Source organism: Nonomuraea sp. NPDC049269, from assembly GCF_043197155.1.
GTDB lineage: Bacteria > Actinomycetota > Actinomycetes > Streptosporangiales > Streptosporangiaceae > Nonomuraea.
The window spans coordinates 14,120-34,695 of sequence record NZ_JBICSO010000009.1 but is presented as its reverse complement, the minus strand read 5'-3'; the positions used below and the strand labels follow the sequence as shown (position 1 = coordinate 34,695).

The following is a 20,576-nucleotide window of genomic DNA, read 5'->3' as shown; positions in this document are numbered from 1 at the left end:
AACCCCGCCGCGGTGGTCGAACTCCCCGACGCCGACCGCCCCAAAGCACTGGTGTGGACCGATGAGCGGGTCGCCGACTGGAACCGCCACCTGCAAGACCGGCTCGGCGTCGAGCAGCGGCGGCGCGGGGCCCGGCTCAGCCGCGCCAGCATGATCAACGTGTACGCGTCCGTGCCGGAGGCCGTCGCCGGTGATGGTCTGGACGCCCTCCCACACCTACACCTTCCTCGCCCAAGCAGCCACCCACCGGCTGTCGGCTCTCTATCGGCTGATCGCCCTGCGCGGGCTGCGCCGGGGCGAGGCGGTCGGGCTGCGCTGGAAGGACGTCGACCCGACCGCCGGGACCGCCGGGGTGCACTGGCAGATCACCCAGCTGGGCTGGGAACCGGTACAGGGCACGCCGAAGACCGAGGCCAGCGACCGCACCATCGCCCTCGACGAAGACACCGTCACCGGGCTGCGCGGGCATCGCAAGCGGCAGGCTGCTGAGCGGCTGGCTGCGGGCGAGGCCTGGACGAACAGCGGGTTCGTGTTCACCGACGAGATCGGCGGGCCGCTGCATCCGCAGCAGGTCAGCGACCAGTTCTACCAGCTGGCCTTTCAGGTGGGGCTGCCACCGGTGCGGCTGCACGATCTCCGCCATGGGGCCGCCTCGCTGATGCTGGCCGCCGGGGTCGATCTGAAGGTCGTGCAGGAGACCCTCGGCCATGTCTCCTCCACCTTCACCCGCGACACCTACACCAGCGTCTACCCGGAGGTGGCCCGCGCCGCCGCCGAATCCACCGCCGCCATGGTCAACACCGCGGCCGCAGGCGCCCAGACCGCCCGGCTAATCACACTGCCGACCCACATCGGCGACACCACCAGCTGAACCACCAAAACCCAACAGGCCCGCCGATCCTCCGGCGGGCCTGCCTTTGTCTTCAGCAGCTGTCGTGTAGGTGATGTAGCCGATCGATCCTGAGCCTCGCGTGAACCGGCCATGCGTAAGCGCTTCGAGAAGCAGCGGATCTTTTATCTGCTGGTCACGAACGGCCTGGCTGGCGAGACGAGCCCACTTGGATAAGGTTTGACCGGTCATGAAGCCACCACTGACCAGCAACGATGTGCAGACGTTCCCGCTTGATCTTCGGATGGTCATCTCTGGGCTCTGAGCTTACGGTGACGTTCTAGATGATCTACCGCGATACACGGTCCGTACACAAGAGCAACCAGCGAGCAACCAACCATGATCAACAGCGAGCTCAGAGGCCGACGGGAACCGAGAAACCCCAGGTCGAACGCGGTATTGGAGAGTAGGGCGGATGGGACTTGAACCCACGACCCACGGATTATGAGTCCGATGCTCTCTATCGCCCTGCCGATGACTCCTTCTGCGGTCGTGCCGGACTATGACGGTGTGTGCTGGGCCGTACCGCAGGCGACCGACGTCACCAGCTAACTACCCCTCGTGGCCGAGCACGCGCCGCACTCCCGCCGCCCCCCAGATCGTGGCCAGCCCGGCATACACGCCCAGCAGCGCCATGCTCGCCGACCCGAGCACCACCGACGTGACGATCGCCAGGACGAGCACGGCCGTCCAGCCGTACAAGAGCGCCCGCCCGCGAGCCGAGCCCGTGTGCACGGCCTCCTGGACCGCGGTGACCAGAGCCATGACGGCCACGCCCGCGGTGCCGAGCGCGTCCTGGCCGAGCGTCACACCCAGGGCGAGCAGCGCCGCGCCCGCGATCACCAGGCCGCAGCACAGGACGGCCACGCGGGACTCCGCGCCCTCGAAGAGCAGCCGGGTGGCCTTGGCGCGCGCCAGCCGGAGCGTGGTCCAGGCCTCGGCGACCCACGCCGCCCAGTGCAGGACCGCGATGAGGATGAAGACCACGATGAGGGGCGGGACCGCGGGCAGCAGGAACACCAGCCGCCACCCCCCGCGGAACCTGCCCCGCAACCGCGAGAGCTGCCGGTAGAGGGGATTGCGCTGCTTCAGCGCGAGCACGAGCAGATCCCGGGCCTGGTCGAAGCCGGGGTCGAGGCGGAGGACCTCGCGGAAGGCGTCCGCCGCCCGCCGGGGGTCGCCGAAGGCCAGTGCCGCGCGGCCGTACGCCAGGTGCGCGGTAGCGCTCTCCGGGTCCAGCTGTACGGCGTGCGCGGCGGCGGCCGTGGCCTGCTCCGCCTCGCCGAGCCCGGTGAGGGCCACCGCCAGCAGGCTGGCCAGGTCGGACTCCTGCGGATCGACGGCCAGTCCGCGGCGGGCCGCATCGGCCGCCTGCGGCCACTGGCCCTTGAACACGTGGACGCGGGCCAGCAGCTCCCAGGTCGGCGCGTACTCGGGCTCGAGGTCCAGGGAGGCGTGGACGGCGGTCAGAGCCTCATCGGGCCGGCCGGCGCGCAGGTGCACCTGTCCGGCCACGTAGTGCGTGAACCACTGGTCGGGCGCCAGCCGTACCGCCTCATGCGCCTCCGCGATCGCCTCGGCCACGTTGCCCTGCTGGACCAGGGCGAGGGCCAGGAAGGAGTGGGCGGTGGTGTGCTGCGGTTCCTGGGCGAGGGCGCCGCGCAGCTCCCGTTCGGCCTCGGCCGGGCGGCGCATCTGCAGCAGTGTCCGCGCCCGCTGCACCGGGTCGGCGACGGTCACCACTTGCCCTTGACCCAGGGCATCAGCTCGTCCCAGGCGCCGGAGTCGTTGGCGTGCATCACGTAGTTGCGCGCGGTGGCCATCCACTCGCGAACCGCGGTCGGCCGTACGCTCTGCGCCGCGGCCAGCAGGTCGGGCGTCGACAGCGGGATGGGCCGGCCCGCGCTGATCGACTGCTGGAGCTTGACCTCCACCGCCCGGTCCACCACACCCTTCAGGTCCGCTCCGACGAAGTGGTCGGTGACCCGTGCGACCGCGTCGAAGTCCATCTCGGCCAGCGGCTTGTCACGGCACAGGATGCGCAGGATGGCCGCGCGGGCCGCGGGGTCGGGCGGCGGTACGAACACCGGCTGGTCGAAGCGGCCGGGACGACGGAACGCCACGTCCACGTACCAGGGGGCGTTCGTGGCCGCCAGCACCAGGACACCCTCGTTGGCGTTCTGGTCCACGCCGTCGAGCTCGGCCAGGAACTGGTTGACCAGCTGCCGCGTGTGCGCCTGACGCATGTCCGAGCGGCGGGCGGCCAGCGCGTCGACCTCGTCGAAGAACAGCACGCACGGCCGGTTGCGGCGGGCCAGATCGAACGTGGCCCGCAGGTTGCGCTCGCTGGAGCCGATGTACATGTCCAGGATGTCGGCCAGCCCGACGTTGACGAACGACGCGCCGAGCTCACCGGCGGCGGCCCTGGCCAGGTGCGTCTTGCCCGCTCCCGGTGGGCCGTACAGCAGCACCCCGCCACCGGCGCGCTTGCCGTACGCGGCGAACAGCTCCGGCTGCTGGATCGGCAGCAGGAGCTTGACCCTTAGCGACTCCTTGACCGCCTCCATGCCCGCCACCTCCGCGAAGGTGAGCTTGGAACGCTCGACCTCCGCAGTAGCCTGGTCCGCCGGAGCGGGCGCGGGCGGTGCCGGGTAGGGCGCCGCGTGCGGGGCGGGCGCGGGGTAGGGCGAGGCGGGCGCCGGCGGTGCGGCGTACGGCGACACGGGTGGGGCCGACAGCCGCGCGGCGAGGTCAGGATCGCCTACGGACGGATCACGGGAGACCGCCTCGTGGTAGCGGTAGGCAGCCCCGGCCGTGTCCCCCTCCCCGAGCAGTGCCCGAGCCGCCAGCACACCCAGCTTGGGCTGGTAGGCGGACGAGGTCAGCAACGGCTCGAGCGCTGCCAGCGCAGCGCCATAGGCGCTCTGCCGGACGAACGCCTCCGCCAGCCCGGCCGTGATGTCCGCGTCCTTGGGCGCGAGGACGAGCGCGGCGCGGTATTCGGCCTCGGCCTCGCCGAGATACCCCTTGGCCAGGAGCTGCCCGGCGAGATGCTGCCGGAGGGGAAGGTTGTCCGGAGAGAGACGCGCCGCATCGCGGAGCGCCTGGAGACCGGCATCGTCGAGCACGTGCCATCCCTTCTGTCGCAGGTTTCGGTCCGTCTTGAACTACGCAAGATACCGAAACCCACCCACACCGGTTAGCCGGCGGCGGAGTCGCGGGTGCGGCCGTGGGCGTCGTGCGGGAGGTCGGCGTAGTGCCACTGGTGGTCGCGGGCCTGCCGGCACGCGGTCTCCAGGTCGCCGTCCTCCATCGCGGCCAGCAACTCGGCGTGGTCGCGCACGATGTCGTGCAGGTCGACCTCGGTGGCGACCATCGTGACCGACGTGCGCGCCTCGATCTGCAGGCCCTCCCAGGAGAGCTTGAGCAGCTCGTTGTGCGCGGCCTCGACGATGCGCCGGTGGAAGGACACGCTGGCGCGCGCCGACGCCTCGCCGTCACCGCTCTCGGCGGCGGCCCGCATCGCCGCCACATCCGCCCGCAGCGCCTCCACCGGCACGGTCCCGGCCAGCAGGGCGAGCCGGGTGGCCGTCTCCTCCAGCGCCGCCCGCACGACGTAGCTCTCGCGCAGCGTCTCCTGGACGAAGGGACGGACGAAGGTGCCGCGGCGCGGCTGGGTCTCCACCAGCCGCATGACCTCCAGCTCGCGCAGCGCCTCGCGCACGGGCGCCTGGCTGGTGCCGTAGGTCGCCGCGAGCCGCGTCTCCACCAGCCGCTCGCCGGGCCTGAACTGGCCGGACACGATCCTGCTGACCAACGAGTCGCGGATCTGCCGCGCCAGCGTGAGCCGCGGCAGCTTGGAGGGCTCTTCGGTCATGAAACCGATCCTAAAGGCTCCTCTTGACGATGTCCGCACGATAATCAATTATCGATAATTAACGAAAGGGGCCGCACATGGTGATCCAGGCCGTGCACGTGCCGGAATCGGCCGAGGCCGCGGTCACCTACTCGGCACGGGGAGCCTGGATCATGGGCGGCGGCACCGTGGTGATGCCGCTGGTGAACAGCGGGGCCGCGCCCGCGACCGAGCTGGTCAGCCTGTGCCGGGCCGGGCTGGACGGCGTCGAAGTCCGCGCAGGGGTGGCCAGGATCGGCGCGGCGGCCACCCTCACCGCCGTCGGCGAGCATCCCGGGCTCGCCTTCCTGCGCCCGGCGCTGCGGACGATCGCCTCCCCGACCATCCGCAACCAGGCCACCGTGGGCGGCAACCTGTTCGTCGCCCAGCCGTACGGCGACCTGGCCGTCTGCCTGCTCGCCCTCGACGCGACCTGCGAGATCGCCGGGCCGGACGGCCGGCGTGACGCGCCCTTGGCCGAGGTGCTGACCTCCGGGGTCGCCTCAGGGGAGATCGTCGTGGCGGTACGGGCCGCGCCTCCCGAGCCGGGTGCCTGGCGCTACCACAAGGCCATGCGCCGCCGCCTGAACTCGGCGGCGATCGTGACCGTCGCCTCCGTGACCCGCACCGCCGACGGCCTGGTCACCTTCTCCAGGATCGCGCTCGGCGGAGTCGCCCCGCGTCCGGTCCGCGCGCTGTCGGCCGAGCGCCTGCTGCTGGGCCGTCCGCTGACCCACGAGGTCCTCACCGAGGCCGGCGTGGCGGCCCAAAGCGACATCGACCCCTTCGACGACGCCTACGCCAGCGCGTGGTACCGGGCTCGGGTCCTGCCGGTGCATCTGCGCCGCGCGTTCGTCCCCTGAATGAGTTGGCCAGATGAGAGGTGGGCCGTGCCGTCACAGATCGTCTCGCTCGTCGTCAACGGCGAGCGACGGGAGTTCATCGCCGCGCCGGGGGCCACGCTGCTCGCGAGCCTGCGTGAGTCGCTCGGGCTCACCGCGGCCAAGCGCGGCTGCGCGCAGGGCGCCTGCGGCACCTGCACCGTCCTGGTCGACGACCGGCCCGAGGCCGCCTGCCTGGTCGCGGTGGAGACCGTCGCGGGCCGCTCGGTCCGTACGCTGGAGGGGGTCGCCGCCGGCGGTGAGCTGGACGAGGTGCAGAGCGCCTTCGTCGACTGCTTCGCCACCCAATGCGGCTTCTGCACGGCCGGCATGATCATGGTCGCCGAGGCGCTGCTCGACCGGAACCCCGATCCGAGCGAGGCCGACGTCGTCGAGGCGATCTCGGGCAACGTCTGCCGGTGCACCGGCTACCGGCCCATCGTGATCGCCATCATGGAGGCGGCCGGACGCCGTCGCGCGGCGGTGTCGCGATGACCTACCGGCTCGCCCCCATCGACACGAGCACCTTCGCCGCCGAACGCTCCGCCGCGGGCACGGGCGTGGACGGTGGCGACTTCACCGTCATCGGCTCGGTCGTCCAGCGCTCGGACGCGCGCGGGCACGTCACCGGGCGTACCGAGTTCTTCGAGGACGTGCTCCCGCCGCGGCTGGCGCACCTGAAGATGCACCGCTCGGCCCGGCACCACGCCAGGATCGTGGACGTGGACCTGACCGAGGCCCTGGCCGTGCCGGGCGTCCTGCGGATCCTCACCCACGCCGACATCCCGAACAACCTCTACACCCCGCTCAAGCTGATCGGCGTCGGACCGGACGACGAGCCCATCCTGGCCGTGGACAAGGTGCGCTACCTCGGCGAGCCCATCTGCGCGGTGGTCGCCGAGACCGAGTCCGCCGCGCTGGAAGGTGCGGCGAGGATCAGGGTCGCGTACGAGGACCTGCCGCCGGTCTTCGACGTCGAGGAGGCACTGAAGGACGGCGCGCCGCTGGTCAACGAGTACCACGGGCAGAACCACTTCATCTACGAAGGCCACCACTGCCGCCGGATCCGCTTCGGCGACGTGGAGGAGGCGTTCGCGCGGGCCGACCACGTCTTCGAGTGGCGTTACCAGTCCGCGCCGATCGAGCAGGCTCCCGCCGAGACCACCGGCTGCGTCGTCGTCCCGCAGGCCGATGGGCGGCTGCGCATCCACTCCGACACCCAGGCGTGCTTCTTCACCCTGGACAACACCGCGCTGATCCTGGGCACGCCGTTCAACAAGCTGCGCATCGTCGGCGGGACGGTCGGCGGCGGCTTCGGCGGCAAGGTGGACGTGGTGGTCGAGCCGGTCGCGTGCGTGGCCGCGATGGCGGCCGACCGCCCGGTCAGGTTCGTCTACGACCGGGCCGAGGAGATGCAGGTCTCCTCGCCGCGCGCGGCCGAGCGCATCTACATCAAGGACGCCGTGATGGACGACGGCCAGATCATCGGCCGCAAGGTCACGCTGTACGTCGACGCCGGCGCGTACGCCCGCCACAGCCCGTACGGCACCACCAAGGCCGCCGCGCACCTGCCCGGCCCGTACGCGATCCCGAACGTGTGGGCCGACTGCCACTGCGTGTTCACCAACCGCACGCCGTCCAGCGCCATGCGCGGGTTCGGCGTGACCATCGCCGACTTCGCGCTGGAGTCGCAGATGGACCGGATCGCCCGCGCTCTGGACCTGGATCCGCTGCGGCTGCGCCTGCTCAACGCCTACCGCGACGGGGACCTCAAGGCCCACCGCAAGGTCGCCGAGGGCACGGCCCTGGTCGAAGTGATCCAGAAGGCGGCGGAGATGGCGGGGCACGAGCTGCCCGAGGCGTACCGCCGCATGTCCTCCACGAGCAGGGAAGGGCGGTAGCCATGGCGAAGCTGCGCGGGCGCGGGTACGCGTCGGTGAACTACCCGACCGGCATGAACCTGGGCGGCGACCCCTCGCAGGCGCTGATCCACGCCACGACCACGGGCACGTTCGTGATCTCGCTGTCCTCGGTGGACCTCGGCCAGGGCATCAAGACGATCGCCGCACAGTGCGCCGCGGAGACGCTCGGCCTGCCGATCGGGAACGTGCTGGTCGACACCGCCGACACCGACACCGGCCCGCACTGCATGGGCACCTTCGCCAGCCGCGGCACCCACCGCGTCGGCAACGCCGTCATCATGGCCGCGGCCGAGGCGCGCGGCGTGATGCTGGAGGTGGCCGCCGAGGAATTGGAGGTCGACGCCGCGGACCTGGAGACCGACGGGACCGGCTACATCAGGCTCAAGGGCGCGCAGGAGAAGGCCATCCACATCACCGACCTGGCGCTGGCCGCGCACTTCAAGCACGGACGGACGATCTCCGGCCGCGGCATCTATCTCAAGGAGCCGAGCGCACCGGTGCCCGAGACCGGGGAGATGGACCCCGACTCCTGCCAGGCGCACGCGTGCACGGCCGCCGTCGTCGAGGTCGACGACGAGACCGGGGTGGTCGAGGTGCTGGAGCTGTACAACGCCTACGAGATCGGCCGGGCGCTCAACCCGGCCATGGCGACGCAGCAGGTGGAGGGCGGGGCCTGGATGGGCGTGTCGCACGCCCTGTTCGAGACCACCGAGCCGTACTACCCCTCGCGCGACCACGGGCCGCACGACTTCGCCGGGTACCTGATGCCCGGTCCCGCCGACATTCCCGTCCAGCACAGCCTGTTCCTGGAGCGCCCGGCCGGCAACGGGCCGTACGGCGCGAAGGGGATAGGGGAGATGACGGCGAACGCCCCGATCCCGGCCATCGCCAACGCCATCTTCGACGCCTGCGGCGTGCGCCTGGAGTCGATGCCGTTCACCCCCGAACGCGTCCTGCGCGGGCTGGACGCCCTGCGCGACACCTGAAACCGGAGGAACCATGCTGAAAGTCGTCTCGCTGCTCAAGCGCGCCGAGGGCCTGTCCCACGAGGAGTTCGCGAAGTGGGTGCTGGAGGACCACGCCGAGTTCGCCAGGAGGCTGCCCGGCCTGCGCAAGTACACCGTCAGCGTCGCCACCGGCGACGGCGGTCCCTACGACTCGGTGAACGAGCTGTACTTCGACGACGAGGACGCCCGCGCCGCCGCGTTCGGCTCCGAGCACGGCAAGGCCGCGGCGGCCGACGCCGCCGCGCACACCTCCCAGCGCGTCCACCTGCTGACCACCGAGCACGCGCAGTTGTGACGCCCGCCGCCTCCTGGCTCTCGCACGAGCGCGAGCTGGCCGCCGCGCTGGCGGGGGAGGGGTACTTCGCCGACGAGGGGCTGTGCACGGCCGTCCACCTGGCGCTGCGGCTGGGCCGGCCGCTCCTGCTGGAGGGCGAGCCGGGCGTCGGCAAGACCGAGGTCGCCGCGGTGCTCTCGCGCGTCACCGGCCTGGAACTGATCCGCCTGCAGTGCTTCGAGGGGCTGGACTCGGGCCAGGCCCTGTACGAGTGGGACTACCCCAAGCAGCTCCTCCACGTCCGGGTGGCCGAGAGCCGGGGCGAGGACATCGGCGATCTGTACCGCGAGGAGTTCCTGCTGCGCCGGCCGCTGCTGCGTGCCGTGCGGGCCGAGCGGGGGGCGGTGCTGCTGATCGACGAGATCGACCGGGCCGACAGTGAGTTCGAGGCGTTCCTGCTGGAGTTCCTGGGCGACTTCCAGATCACGATCCCGGAGCTGGGCACGGTGCGGGCGGGCACGCCGCCGATCGTGGTGCTGACCTCCAACCGCACGCGCGAACTGCACGACGCGCTCAAGCGGCGCTGCCTCTACCACTGGATCGCCTTCCCGGAGCCGGACCGGGAGCGGGCGATCCTGCGCGCGGCGATCCCCGGGCTGGAGGACCGGGCGGCGGACGAGCTCGTCCGGGCGGTAGAGCGGGTACGGCGGCTGCCGCTGCTCAAACGGCCCGGCATCGCCGAGTCGGTGGAGTGGGCACGCGGTGCGCTGGCGCTCGCCGAGGGCGGCAGCCCGTGGCCGGTGGCACTGCGGCGGGCACTCGGCCTGCTGATCAAGGACGAGGAGGACACCCGGCTGCTCCTCGAGCACGCGGAGGAGCTGTTCGGTGGTGTGTGAACCGGTCGCGCGGAAGCTGTTCGGTGGTGCGTGACCCGGTCGCGCTCGCTGCGGACCTCCTGTGGGGGTTCCTGACCGCGCTGCGCGGCGCGGGCGTGCCCGCCGCGCCGGCCAAGCGGGCGGACCTGCTGCGGGTGATCGCCGAGTCCCCGCCGCCCGACCTGACCACGCTGTACTGGTACGCCCGGATCACCCTGCTCCAGGACATCGGCGACCTGCCCGCCTTCGACCGGGTCTTCGATGCCTGGTTCCGGCAGGGCGGCCCCGGGCCCGCCGGGCCGCCGCCCGAAGGCGACGACGGTGGTGCGCCGTCCCCCGGCGGACCCGGCGAGGACGACCCGCCGCCTCATGAGGTGCGGCCGGGCGACGGTGTCGAGGCCAGCACCCTGAGCACGTACGGCACGCGCGACTTCGGCCGGACCGGCGAACGGCGGCGCGTGCTCATGCGCACGCTCGAAGCCGCCTGGCCCGCCGTACTGCCCGCGACGCCGTCACGGCGGCGTCGACCGGCCCGGTCGGGGGACCGGCTGGACGTACGGCACGCGTTGCGGCGCGCCCACCGCCATGACGGAGAGATCATCGAGCTGCGGCGCCTGACCCGCCCACCGCGCCCGCGCCGCCTGCTGATCCTGGTCGACGTCTCCGGCTCGCTGCGGCAGCACACCCCGGACCTGCTCCGCGTGGCGCACACCGCGCTGCGCGCGGCGCCGGCCCGTACCGAGGTGTTCTGCTTCGGCACCCGGCTCACCCGGATCACCGCCGCGCTGTCGCACCCGCACGCCGACCGGGCGCTGCGAGCGGTGTCGGGGCTGGTCACGGACGCCGACGGTGGCACGGCGATCGGCGCCGTGCTGGAGCGCTTCCTGGGCAACCCGCGGTTCGCGGCGCTCGCCCGCGGCGCGCTCGTGATCGTGCTGTCCGACGGGCTCGAACGCGGCGACTGCGCCCCCATGGTGCGCGCCACGGCTCGCCTGTCGCGGCTCGGCCACCGGCTCGTCTGGTGGTCCCCGCTGGCCTGCTCGCCCACCTACCGCCCCGCCACGCGCGCCATGGCCGCGCAGCTTCCGAGCCTGGACCACCTCGGCGGCGTACGCGACCTGGCCACCGCGCTGGCGGAGGTACGCCGCCTGCCCGCCGTCCTGTCCGGCCCCCGCCACACCGCGGCGCGGCGCTGGTCCACGATGGGAGAGACCCGATGACCTCCTCTTTCGCCCCCGATACCGGAATCGTCGACGCGCATCACCACATCTGGCGGGCCGCCGACCTGCCCTGGCTCCAAGGGGAGATGGTGCCGCGCATCTTCGGACCGTACGAGCCGATCCGCCGCGACTACCCCGTGTCCGAATACGCCGCGGAGGCCACCGCCTGCGGTATCACCTCGGCGGTCTACGTCCAGGCCAACTGGCCGCTCGACCGGTCCGTGGACGAGGTGCGGTGGCTGCGCGACGTGCACGCCGAGACGGGCTGGCCCACCGCCGTGGTGGGCTCCGCCGACCTGTTCGACGAGGGGGCGGCCGACGTCCTGCGGCACCAGGCCGCCATCACGCCGCTCGTCCGCGGCACCCGGCTGCAACTGCACTGGCACGAACGGCCGGAGTTCCGCTTCGCCTCCGCCCCCGATCGTATGAAGGACCCCGTCTTCCGGCGCAACCTCGCCGCGCTCGCCGATCTGGGCTGGCTGTTCGAGCTCCAGGTGTTCCCCGCCCAGATGGCCGACGCCGCGGACCTCGTCAACGATTTCCCCGATGTGACGTTCGTGCTGGTCCACGCAGGGATGCCGGTGGGCGCCGAACCGGCGGCCGTCGCGGAGTGGACGCGTGGCCTGGGGCTCCTGGCCGGGTGGCCCAACGTCGTGGTGAAGCTCACCGGCCAGGGCACCTTCGTGCACCGCGTGGACCGGCCGCTGATCGAGAGGGTGGCGGGCACCTGCCTGGACCTGTTCGGCTCCCGCCGCTGCATGTGGGGGAGCAACTTCCCGATCGAGAAGCTCTGGACCGACCTGCCCACCCTGCTCTCCACCTGGCAGGACGTGCTGTCCGGCAGATCCGCGGCGGAGCTCCGGGACGTGTTCACCGCGACGGCCACCCGGGTCTACCGCCTCTGACCGGCTCTACAGGATGATGTGGGCCCCTGTTGCGAATGCGTCCGAACACTTCTCCATTGTGCCGGGAAAGCCGTTGGCTAATTCTGCTGATTATTGCTTTGTCGGGTTAGCCGTCGTCTGATATAGGCATGATCGATGCGAAAGATCTCCAGAGTGCTCGGCATCCGGCGGTCGGGTGGTCAAGGCGATTATCGTTCGCCGTGCGCGTGCTGGTGGGCGCCGTCGCGATCGTCTTAGCCATTCCGGGCATCGCCTACGCCGTCCCGCCGACCGCCCTCGACGGGGCCGCGCCGACGAGTGACCGCACCTACCAGCCGGCGTTCGACTATGACGGAGACGGCTGTTATCCCACGCCCGCCATCGGACGCGACGGAACCATCGCGCCGGGCCTGGCGCTGGGCGGCGCGGTCAACGGGCAATGCCATGACCTGTCCGACCTCGACAACACCAACTCCTATTCACGTTCCAAGTGCAATAACGGGTGGTGTGCCTACATTTACGGGCTCTACTTTGAAAAGGACCAGGCATTGCCCGGATGCTGTGGGCATCGGCACGACTGGGAGCACGTCGTGGTCTGGGTCCAGGGCGGCACCGCGCAGTACGTGGCGGCGTCCGCGCACGGCAGCTACAGCATCCGCCCGCGTGCGCAGCTCCCCTGGGACGACACCGGAACGCACCCGAAGATCATTTACCACAAGGACGGGCTCTCCACCCACGCGTTCCGCTTCGCCAACTTCGACGAGCAGCCGGAGAACCACAAGGGCACGTGGCAGTTCCCGGCACTGGTCGGCTGGGACGACTACCCGCCCGGCTTCCGCGACCTCCTGGTGGCGCACAATTTCGGCTCGGCCGTCTTCGGGCTCAAGGACGCCTCCTTCAACGGGGAACTGGCGAAGGCCAAACCGGCCGGCATCCCGTTCGACCCCAATGCCTGAACCGGCGTCGGCCGGTCAACACGTGAAGGGCCTGAGCGGACGGGTCAGTGCGACGCCGTCCGCCGGGTTGTCGTGCACGTACTTGGTCGCGACGATCTCGGCCGGCGCCGTTCCCCGCTCGACCCAGCGCACGATCGGGGTCAGCGTGTCGAAGACGTTCGGGCCGGGGCCGCCCGCGCAGTGGGTCATGCCGGGGACCATGAACAGCCGGGCGAACTCCTGTGTCCGCCGGACGTCTTGACGCGCGCCGCCGGTGGCGCGGACCACCTGGCGGTAGTAGTCGATGGTGTCGGAGGCGGAGACGACCGGGTCGGCCCAGCCCGTGTACATGATGAGCTTGCCGCCGCCGCGCCGGAACGGCGTCAGGTCCGGGTCGGTGGCGTCGATGATCGAGCCGAGTTTCTTCTCCGCGACGCGCAGGTCGCGGTGGTAGTCGAAGGACCACCAGTTCCAGTCCGGATCGTTGAAGACCCAGTAGCGCCAGAAGTTCGCCCGGGCCGGCGCGGTGGTGCCCCAGTACCCGTTCCATCCCACCCGTACGGTGCCCGACGCGTCCACCACGGGCGCTTCGCTGCCGACCGGCCAGCCGGGGTAGATCTGTTCGCCGGTACGCGGGTCGCGGGCGCCGGCGTACATCTCTCGTACCGCCTGTACCTGACGCTTCGTCAGGCAGGTGGGGGAGTCGTCGGCGGGGCACTGGAGCGAGGCGGGATCGAAGGAGCAGCGGCGCGGGTCGGTGAGGAAGTCGTCGGTCACCAGGCCGCCGTCCCTGCCTCGGCACTGCCGGACGGCCGCGTTCGTCAGCAGGGGCAGCTTGGCCGCCGGGAGGATCGGGTCAGGGGTGCCGGCGGTGTGATTGCGGAGGAACTGCCAGAGGAATCCCGCGTTGAGCGCGACCCGGTTGTTTCCCGGGTCACCCGCCACGATGCCGTCGAAGTCGCCCGGGTAGCGCTGGGCTTCCATCAGCGCTTGGTGACCGCCGGTGGAGCAGCCGATGAAATAGGAGTAGCGCGGCTTGGACCCGGTGTACGCCGCGACGATCGGCTTGGCGTTGACGATCGTCTCGTGGACCGCGCGGTGGCCCCAGTCCACGATGATCTCCGGGTTGGCGGCGCCCTGGCGGAACACGTCAGGGTCGTCACCGGTGTGCCCGGTGTCGGTGGCGACGGTCGCGTACCCGGCCGCCAGCGCGGCACCACCCATGGACGGGAAGTCCATGGCCGAGCTGTATCCGCCGTTGCCGAACATCAGCAGCCGCTGATTCCACCCCTGGCGGGGGATCCACACCTCGAAACCGATGGTGGAGCCGGGCACCGGCTTGGCGATGCCGTGGACCCGGCAGAACGCGGGCACCGACGGCAGGACCCGGCCGTCGGGAGCGGTGTAGCTCCCCGCGGGGACCGCTTCGGCGAGGGTGACGGTCGCGTCGGGCAGCGTCGTGGCGGTCAGGCTCTCGCACGTGCCGCTCTCCGCCGCCGCAGTGGAGGGAACGCTCAAGGGGAACGCCATCGACAGTACGGCGATCGCGGCCAAAAGCGTCCGAAAGCGGATGTCCTTCCCGGTGACCGTCCTGAGGCGGATCATGGCGTGACCGTGCCGAAACGGATTTCGGTCCCGCCGTGTCCCACGCTCAGCCGGACCCGGCCCGCCGGGGCGTCGGAGTCGATCTCGGGATAGTCGTCGCTGGACACGGTCACGCGCAGGCTGTGGCCGGCGCTCAGCCGATAGTGGGTCGGCCAGGTGCGGATCTCCAGGTCATAGGTCTTGCCCGGCCGGACGGGGACCGCGCGTTCGTGGCCGGACCGGTGGCTCGCCTTCAGCCAGCCCTGGGTGACGCGGCCGGCCGTGCCGTCGGGGGCGACGTCCTCGACCACGACCGCGATGTTGCCGTCGGTGGCGCTGAAGGCGGCGCGCACCTTCGCGGTGACGTCACCGGCGAGGACGGTGTCCTGCTGGTAGGGCCGCGTCTGGAAGGTGAGCTTCTCGTCCGGGGCCGAGGGGGTCGTCTCGGTGTTGACGGTGAAGCCGAGGGTGGCCGGCTTGCTCCAGCCGGTCGTCAGCGCACCGTCGGCGCTCAGGCCGAGCCGGGTCCGCCGGGTGCCGGGAGGCGGCCAGGTGGTGAACTGCTGCCAGCCGGTGCCCGGAACCTGGTAGGAGGTCACTTTGGCGGCGGGCAGCGGCGCGTCACCGCGGTTGCCGAGCCACCGGTCCCACCAGGCGAGGTAGGCGCCGTTGCCGAGATCGGCGGGCTGGCCCGACGGCCAGCCGTGCACCCACGGGCCCGCGACCAGCCACACGTTCTTCGGACGGGCCTGGTAGTTCGCCACCATGGCGGCCCGGTACCTGTCGTACCATCCGGCGATCTCCAGGACCGGGACGTCCAGGTTCTGCCAGCGGGCCTTGACGCTGCGCTCTCGCCAGTAGTCGTCGTAGAGCGGGTGCTGGGCGTAGGTCACCAGGGTGTCCGGCGCGACGGCGCGCTGCCAGTCGCGGATCCTGGCCGAGTAGATGCCGCCTCGGTAGATGGTGTTCTCGTACCAGTCGCTGATGCCGTCGACGGGGATGATCGCGGCCAGGTGGGGCGGCTTGTTCACCGCGACCAGCAGGGAGGTGTGGCCGCCGTAGCTGACGCCGGTCTGCCCGATCCGGCCGGTGGACCAGGGCTGGGCGGCCAGCCACTCGATGAGGTCGTAGTTGTCGCGTTGTTCCTGCGCGCTGAACGGGTCGAGGCGTCCGGGCGAGGCGCCCGTGCCACGGACGTTGCACACGGCGGCGTTGTAGCCGCGGGTGACGAAGAAGGCGGCCGCTTGGCCCTGCCCCTGCAGTTGGTCGTAGGCGTTGTAGTCGTAGACGATGCCGGGGAAGCGGCCGTCGGCGGGCCGGCCGTCCGCGCCCGCGGGCCGGTGCAGGTCGCAGGCCAGGTGACCGCCGTCGCGCAACGGCACCGAGACCCGCTCGGTGTGCACGCCGTACGTGGCGGCCCGGTCGTAGGAGAAGAAGGGATCGGCCGGCAGCACGGTGTCGGCGTGTACGGGGGCCGGCGCGATGAGCGGCAGCGTCAAGACGGCGGACAGGGCGGCGGCGATCCTGCCGTACTTCATGGGGGGCTCCAACACGGTCAGAGGGAGATGGCGCCGGTCAGGAGAGCGGCCACGGTCATGACCAGGGTGGTGGCGAACGCCCAGCCGAAGATGAAGCGCTGGTGCCGGCCGAGTTGCACGCCGCTGAGGCCGATGAGGATGAACGTCGCGGCGGTGAGCGGGCTGAGCGGGAAGCCGGTGGTCATCTGGCCGAGAATGGCGGCCCTGGCCACCTCGGCGGACTCGATGCCGAAGCCGCCGGCGGTCTGGGCCAGGACGGGCAGCACGCCGAAGTAGTAGGCGTCAGGGGTGAAGACCAGGCTGAGCGGCATGCTCGTGATCGCGACCAGCACCGGCAGGTGACCGCCGAAGGAGTCGGGGATGACGTTGACGAACGCGGTGGCCATCTCGTTGATCATCTTGGTCCCGGTGAGGATCCCGGTGAAGACCCCCGCCGCGAAGATCATCGTGGTGACCAGGACGACGCTCTTGGCGTGCCTGTCGAGGAGCTCCTGCTGCTTCTCCCAGGAGGGATGGTTGACCAGCGCGGCGATCGCGAACCCGATCACGAACAGCACCGGAAGCGGCATCACCTGAAGGATCAGCCCGGCCAGCAACGCGATGGTCAGCGCCAGGTTGAAGGCGGTCAGCAGCGGGCGGGTGCGCGGCGGTGCGAGGGGCGTTCCGGGCCCGTCTCCGACTACCAGCTCGGGCTCCGGCTCGGGCAGGGACACGGTGCCGAGGCGGCGGCGTTCCCGCAGGCCGATCAGGTACGACGCCACCAGCACCCAGACGATGCCGATGACCATCGCGGGCAGGACCGGGGTGAACACCTGCGAGCTGTCCAGCTTCAGCACGGCCATCGCCCGCGCGGTGGGACCGCCCCAGGGGATCATGTTCATCACGCCCGCGCCCAGGCAGACGACACCGGTGAGCACCAGGGGGCTCATCTTGAGCCGCTTGTAGACGGGCAGCAGGGCGGAGACGGTGATGAGGAAGGTCGAGGCGCCGTCGCCGTCCAGGGCCACGCACATCGTGATGACGGCGGTGCCGACGGCGATCCGCAGCGGGTCGTCCTTGGCCAGGCGCAGGATGCCGCGGATCAGCGGATCGAAGAGCCCCGTGTCGATCATCAGGCTGAAATAGAGCACCGCGAAAGCGATCATGATGCCCGTGGGCGCCACCTTGCCCAGCCCGCTGAGGATCATCGGCCCCATCTCGGCACCGAAGCCGCCGGCCAGCGCGGTCAGCACCGGCACCAGCACCAGCGCGGTGAGGACCGAGACACGCCTGGTCATGGTGAGTGCCAGGAACAGGCCGATGGTGAGAAAGCCGAGGAGCGCGATCATCGAGGACCTTTCGGAGGGTTACGGAGAAGTTTCCGAGCGCTGACCTTTCGCGTCCACCATCAAAAGAGGATTTATCCATGCGGTATATGCATAGGTTGGTCCCATGGACGCCACCCTCCGGCAACTCGCCGCCTATGTCGCCGTGGCCAGAGCGGCGAGCTTCACCGCCGCGGCGGCGAAGCTGCACGTCTCGCAGTCGACGTTGAGCCGCGCGGTCGCCGACCTGGAGCGGGTGCTCGACGTCCGCCTGCTGGAGCGCGACACCCGCAACGTCCAGCTCACCGCGGCGGGCCTGGAGACCCTGCGGGTGGCCGAGCAGATCGTCGGCGCCCACGAGTCGGGGATGAAGGAGCTGCGGCGCTTCCTGCTCGGTGAGTCGGGGGTGGTGGCCGTGGCCACCCTGCCCTCGGTCGCGGCGGTGCTGCTGCCGCGCATGATCTCCGCTTTCCGGCGGCAGCGCCCGCAGGTGGCGGTCCGCATCATGGACGGGCTCGAACGGGCCGTGCTCGGCCGGGTGCTGTCGGGCGACGCCGACTTCGCGATCACCACGGTCGGCGCGTCGCCGGACCGGCTTGAGCATCGTCCGCTGATCCGCGACCAGTTCCACGCCGTGCTGCCCGAGGGGCACCCGCTCGCCGACCGGGACGAGGTCACCTGGGAGGACCTGGCCGCCGAGCCGTTCCTGGCCGTCGGGCCGGAATCCAGTGTCCGCAGGCTCACCGACGCGGCGTTCGCCCAGGCGGGAGCCCGCCCGACGCTCGCGGCGGAGGCCGGCAACGTGGCGACGGTGGGCGGCCTGGTCGCCGCCGGTCTCGGGGTGTCGGCCATGCCCGCCCTGGTGCTGCCCCTCCTGGGTCCGGGGCGCGTCGTGCATCGCCGGTTGACCGGTCCCGTGGTCGAGCGGCGCCTGGACGTCGTTGTCCGCGCGCGCCGCACCCTGCCGCTGGCGGCGAGCGCGTTCCTCGGCCTGCTCGAAGAGTTCCGTACGGAGCTGCCGGCCGGGGTCTCGTGGATTGGTTAATGCGTAAATAGCATGAATTTATCGATCTTTTGTGCTGGACCCGCATTTCTCGCCTTGGGCAGGATGACAGGACCGGACAGTGCGAAGGAGCTCATGCGTGGCGACCGAACAGCAGCACGGCCAGGGGCAGTTGCGTGGTCTGAAAGTGGTGGAGTTCGCCCATGTGGTCGCCGGGCCGCTGGCCGGGTCCATGCTCGCCGACCAGGGCGCCGACGTGATCCACGTCGAACCCCCGGGCGTCGGCGACGCCGCCCGTGCCATGGGCCCCACCCGCGACGGCGTGCCGTTGTGGTTCAAGGTCGCGGGCCGCAACAAGCGCTCCGTCACCCTGGACCTGCACGACCCCGACGGCCGGCAGGTGGCGCACCGGCTCGTGGCCTGGGCCGACGTGGTGATCGTCACGCTCCGCCCCGGCCGGCTGCGGGCCTGGGAGCTCGACTGGGAGGCCGTGCACCGGATCAACCCCAAGGCCGTCCTGCTGCAGATCTCCGGATTCGGCGCGACGTCGTCCCTGGCGGACGCACCGGGCTTCGGCAAGGTCGGCGAGGCCAGGAGCGGCGTGGTGCACCTGACCGGGTTCCCCGACGGTCCTCCTGTGCACACCGGGTTCTCCCACGGCGACGCGGTGACCGGGCTGATGGGCGCCTACGCCGTGCTCGCCGCCCTGCACCGCCGGGCGCACGACCCCGGCTTCGACGGCGAGTGGATCGACCTGGCCCTGTTCGAGCCCCTGTTCCGGCTCGTCGAATGGCAGGTCATCACGCACGACCAGCTCGGCGTCGTACCCGGCAGGTCCGGCAACCAGCTTGCCGTCGCCCCCGCCGCGGTCATCAACACCTACCTGTCGCGCGACGGCGACTGGATCACCGTGACCTCCGCGACCGTCCGCTCGGTGCTGAACGTCGTCCGGCTCCTGGGCCTGCCCGAGGAGGAGTACGCCACGACGCAGCGGCAGCTCGCCGGACGGGAGACGCTGGACCAAGGGCTGCGTGACTGGGTGGCCGCCCGCGGGACCGCCGAGTGCCTGCGCGCGTTCGCCGACGCCGAGGTGGTCGCCTCACGCGTCTTCACGGCCGAGGACATCGCCGCCGATCCCGTGTACGCCGAACGCGGCGACATCATCACGGTCGACGACCCCGACCTCGGGCCGGTCCGCATGCAGGCCGCCCTCCCGCACTTCCATCAGCGGCCCGGGCACGTCTGGCGAACCGGACCCGCGCTCGGCCAGGACAACGCCCTCGTCTACCGCCAGTGGCTCGGGCTCGGCGCGGACGAGCTCGCGGAACTGGAGAAGCGCGGTGTCATCTGAACGCCTCCCGCTGCGCTCCCTGCTCTTCGTCCCGGGCACCAGAACCGAGTGGCTGGCCAAGGCGGCGGCCGCCGGAGCCGACGCGGCCATCCTCGACCTGGAGGACGCCGTCCCGCCGGCCGGCAAGGCCGCCGCGCGGGCCCGGGTGGCCGACGCCATCGCCGGCGCGACGGGCGACATGGCGCTCTTCGTCCGGATCAACCCGCTCGACGGCTGGACGGCCGCAGAGGACCTGCGCGCCATCACGCACGCCCGCCTCGCCGGAGTGGTCCTGCCCAAGGTCGGTGACCCAGAGGACGTACGCCTGGCCGACCGGCTCCTGACCTGGTGCGAGCGCGAACACGGCCTGCCCGAGGGCCACCTCGCGCTGGTGCCGCTGCTGGAGAGCGCCGCCGCGCTGCGTGGGGCGTACGACATCGCCAGGGCCGCTCCCCGCGTCGCCTACCTGGGCGCGGTCACCGGCAAGGGCGGCGACGTCGAGCGGGCGATCGGCTACCGCTGGAGCCCGCAGGGCACCGAAACCCTGACACTGCGTTCCCGGGTCCTGCTGGACGTCCGGGCGGCGGGCGCGCCCTGCCCGATCGCCGGCCTGTGGACCAACCTCGCCGACCTCGAAGGGCTGCGGGCGTTCGCCGAGCAGAACCGCTCCCTCGGTTACGAGGGCATGATGGCCATCCACCCCTCCCACATCCCCGTGATCAACGAGGCGTTCTCACCCACCCCCGAGGAGCTCGCCCGCTACGCGCGGATGATCGCCGCCGTGGAGGAGGCGCAGGCACGCGGCGCTGGAGCGATCACCTTCGAAGGGGACATGGTGGACGAGGCCATGGCGGCGCGAGCACGAGCCGTTCTCCAGAAGGCCGGAATGTCTTCCATCTGACGGGGAGAGCGGTATCCGGGAGACCGAGCGAGATCTATGGTTCAGGCGCACGAAATCGGCAGGTCCGTCCTGGATGTTCCGAAGGAGTCGCGTACATGCCTGAAATTCTGGATTCGAGGATGTTATCCAACCGG

Annotated in this window: 19 protein-coding genes and 1 tRNA gene; 13 read left to right on the top strand and 7 right to left on the bottom strand. The window is 71.2% G+C overall.

Annotated features, from left to right (window positions below; all coding sequences use genetic code 11):
* The first annotated feature begins 193 nt into the window (after positions 1 to 193).
* A complete protein-coding gene (locus tag ACGFNP_RS43320) occupies positions 194 to 871 on the top strand; it encodes a site-specific integrase (protein WP_393328756.1) in 678 nt (225 codons plus the stop codon).
* Between the two features lie 425 nt (positions 872 to 1,296).
* Here the strand turns inward: ACGFNP_RS43320 and ACGFNP_RS43315 are convergent.
* The 4 genes from ACGFNP_RS43315 to ACGFNP_RS43300 all read right to left on the bottom strand — a co-directional run bounded on the left by ACGFNP_RS43315 (position 1,297) and on the right by ACGFNP_RS43300 (position 4,766).
* Positions 1,297 to 1,359: transfer RNA gene (locus ACGFNP_RS43315), tRNA-Met, on the bottom strand.
* 82 nt (positions 1,360 to 1,441) lie between these two features.
* Positions 1,442 to 2,629 (bottom strand): tetratricopeptide repeat protein, encoded by a 1,188-nt coding sequence (locus tag ACGFNP_RS43310; protein ID WP_393328754.1) that lies wholly within the window; start codon positions 2,627 to 2,629, stop codon positions 1,442 to 1,444.
* Positions 2,626 to 4,017, bottom strand: a complete 1,392-nt coding sequence (locus tag ACGFNP_RS43305; RefSeq protein ID WP_358321868.1) for an AAA family ATPase — start codon at positions 4,015 to 4,017, stop codon at positions 2,626 to 2,628. The genes ACGFNP_RS43310 and ACGFNP_RS43305 overlap by 4 nt, the downstream gene beginning before the upstream one ends.
* 71 nt (positions 4,018 to 4,088) lie before the next feature.
* The gene (locus tag ACGFNP_RS43300; RefSeq protein WP_214636703.1) at positions 4,089 to 4,766 is read right to left on the bottom strand and encodes a GntR family transcriptional regulator; all 678 of its coding nucleotides are present in this window, start codon (positions 4,764 to 4,766) and stop codon (positions 4,089 to 4,091) included.
* A gap of 77 nt (positions 4,767 to 4,843) precedes the next feature.
* Between ACGFNP_RS43300 and ACGFNP_RS43295 the strand changes: the two genes are divergently transcribed.
* From ACGFNP_RS43295 to ACGFNP_RS43255, 9 genes are all read left to right on the top strand, one after another.
* Positions 4,844 to 5,647 (top strand): FAD binding domain-containing protein, encoded by an 804-nt coding sequence (locus ACGFNP_RS43295; protein ID WP_393328752.1) that lies wholly within the window; start codon positions 4,844 to 4,846, stop codon positions 5,645 to 5,647.
* A 27-nt stretch (positions 5,648 to 5,674) separates the two neighbouring features.
* Complete coding sequence (locus ACGFNP_RS43290; RefSeq protein WP_393328751.1) at positions 5,675 to 6,160, top strand: (2Fe-2S)-binding protein; 486 nt, start codon at positions 5,675 to 5,677, stop codon at positions 6,158 to 6,160.
* Positions 6,157 to 7,566, top strand: coding sequence for a xanthine dehydrogenase family protein molybdopterin-binding subunit (locus ACGFNP_RS43285; protein WP_393328750.1), 1,410 nt, complete (start codon positions 6,157 to 6,159; stop codon positions 7,564 to 7,566). The genes ACGFNP_RS43290 and ACGFNP_RS43285 overlap by 4 nt, the downstream gene beginning before the upstream one ends.
* Positions 7,567 to 7,568: 2 nt before the next feature.
* Entirely contained in the window at positions 7,569 to 8,573 is a 1,005-nt protein-coding gene (locus ACGFNP_RS43280; RefSeq protein ID WP_393328749.1) for a xanthine dehydrogenase family protein molybdopterin-binding subunit, read from the top strand.
* Between the two features lie 13 nt (positions 8,574 to 8,586).
* A complete protein-coding gene (locus ACGFNP_RS43275) occupies positions 8,587 to 8,889 on the top strand; it encodes an EthD family reductase (RefSeq protein WP_358321851.1) in 303 nt (100 codons plus the stop codon).
* Entirely contained in the window at positions 8,886 to 9,764 is an 879-nt protein-coding gene (locus tag ACGFNP_RS43270; RefSeq protein ID WP_393328747.1) for an AAA family ATPase, read from the top strand. Before ACGFNP_RS43275 ends, ACGFNP_RS43270 begins: the two co-directional genes overlap by 4 nt.
* Positions 9,765 to 9,790: 26 nt before the next feature.
* Positions 9,791 to 10,963, top strand: a complete 1,173-nt coding sequence (locus ACGFNP_RS43265) for a VWA domain-containing protein (RefSeq protein ID WP_393328745.1) — start codon at positions 9,791 to 9,793, stop codon at positions 10,961 to 10,963.
* On the top strand, positions 10,960 to 11,868 hold the full coding sequence (locus ACGFNP_RS43260) for an amidohydrolase family protein (protein ID WP_358321842.1): 909 nt from the start codon (positions 10,960 to 10,962) through the stop codon (positions 11,866 to 11,868). The genes ACGFNP_RS43265 and ACGFNP_RS43260 overlap by 4 nt, the downstream gene beginning before the upstream one ends.
* A 200-nt stretch (positions 11,869 to 12,068) precedes the next feature.
* Positions 12,069 to 12,803 carry an NPP1 family protein gene (locus ACGFNP_RS43255; RefSeq protein ID WP_393328743.1) on the top strand — a complete coding sequence of 245 codons (735 nt, stop codon included), beginning with the start codon at positions 12,069 to 12,071 and terminating at the stop codon, positions 12,801 to 12,803.
* 15 nt (positions 12,804 to 12,818) lie between these two features.
* On the opposite strand, the gene ACGFNP_RS43250 is transcribed toward ACGFNP_RS43255, so the two are convergent.
* The 3 genes from ACGFNP_RS43250 to ACGFNP_RS43240 are packed head-to-tail and all read right to left on the bottom strand — an operon-like array spanning position 12,819 to position 17,232.
* Positions 12,819 to 14,387, bottom strand: a complete 1,569-nt coding sequence (locus ACGFNP_RS43250; protein ID WP_393328741.1) for a tannase/feruloyl esterase family alpha/beta hydrolase — start codon at positions 14,385 to 14,387, stop codon at positions 12,819 to 12,821.
* The gene (locus ACGFNP_RS43245; protein WP_393328740.1) at positions 14,384 to 15,904 is read right to left on the bottom strand and encodes a CocE/NonD family hydrolase; all 1,521 of its coding nucleotides are present in this window, start codon (positions 15,902 to 15,904) and stop codon (positions 14,384 to 14,386) included. The genes ACGFNP_RS43250 and ACGFNP_RS43245 overlap by 4 nt, the downstream gene beginning before the upstream one ends.
* Positions 15,905 to 15,921: 17 nt before the next feature.
* A complete protein-coding gene (locus ACGFNP_RS43240) occupies positions 15,922 to 17,232 on the bottom strand; it encodes a CitMHS family transporter (RefSeq protein WP_393328738.1) in 1,311 nt (436 codons plus the stop codon).
* 103 nt (positions 17,233 to 17,335) lie between these two features.
* On the opposite strand from ACGFNP_RS43240, the gene ACGFNP_RS43235 reads away from it, so the two are divergent.
* The 3 genes from ACGFNP_RS43235 (at position 17,336) to ACGFNP_RS43225 (ending at position 20,442) form a co-directional block, all read left to right on the top strand.
* Positions 17,336 to 18,253 carry a LysR family transcriptional regulator gene (locus tag ACGFNP_RS43235; protein WP_358321829.1) on the top strand — a complete coding sequence of 306 codons (918 nt, stop codon included), beginning with the start codon at positions 17,336 to 17,338 and terminating at the stop codon, positions 18,251 to 18,253.
* A gap of 97 nt (positions 18,254 to 18,350) precedes the next feature.
* A complete protein-coding gene (locus tag ACGFNP_RS43230; protein WP_358321826.1) occupies positions 18,351 to 19,562 on the top strand; it encodes a CoA transferase in 1,212 nt (403 codons plus the stop codon).
* Positions 19,552 to 20,442, top strand: a complete 891-nt coding sequence (locus tag ACGFNP_RS43225; RefSeq protein WP_358321823.1) for a CoA ester lyase — start codon at positions 19,552 to 19,554, stop codon at positions 20,440 to 20,442. The genes ACGFNP_RS43230 and ACGFNP_RS43225 overlap by 11 nt, the downstream gene beginning before the upstream one ends.
* Positions 20,443 to 20,576: the final 134 nt, after the last annotated feature.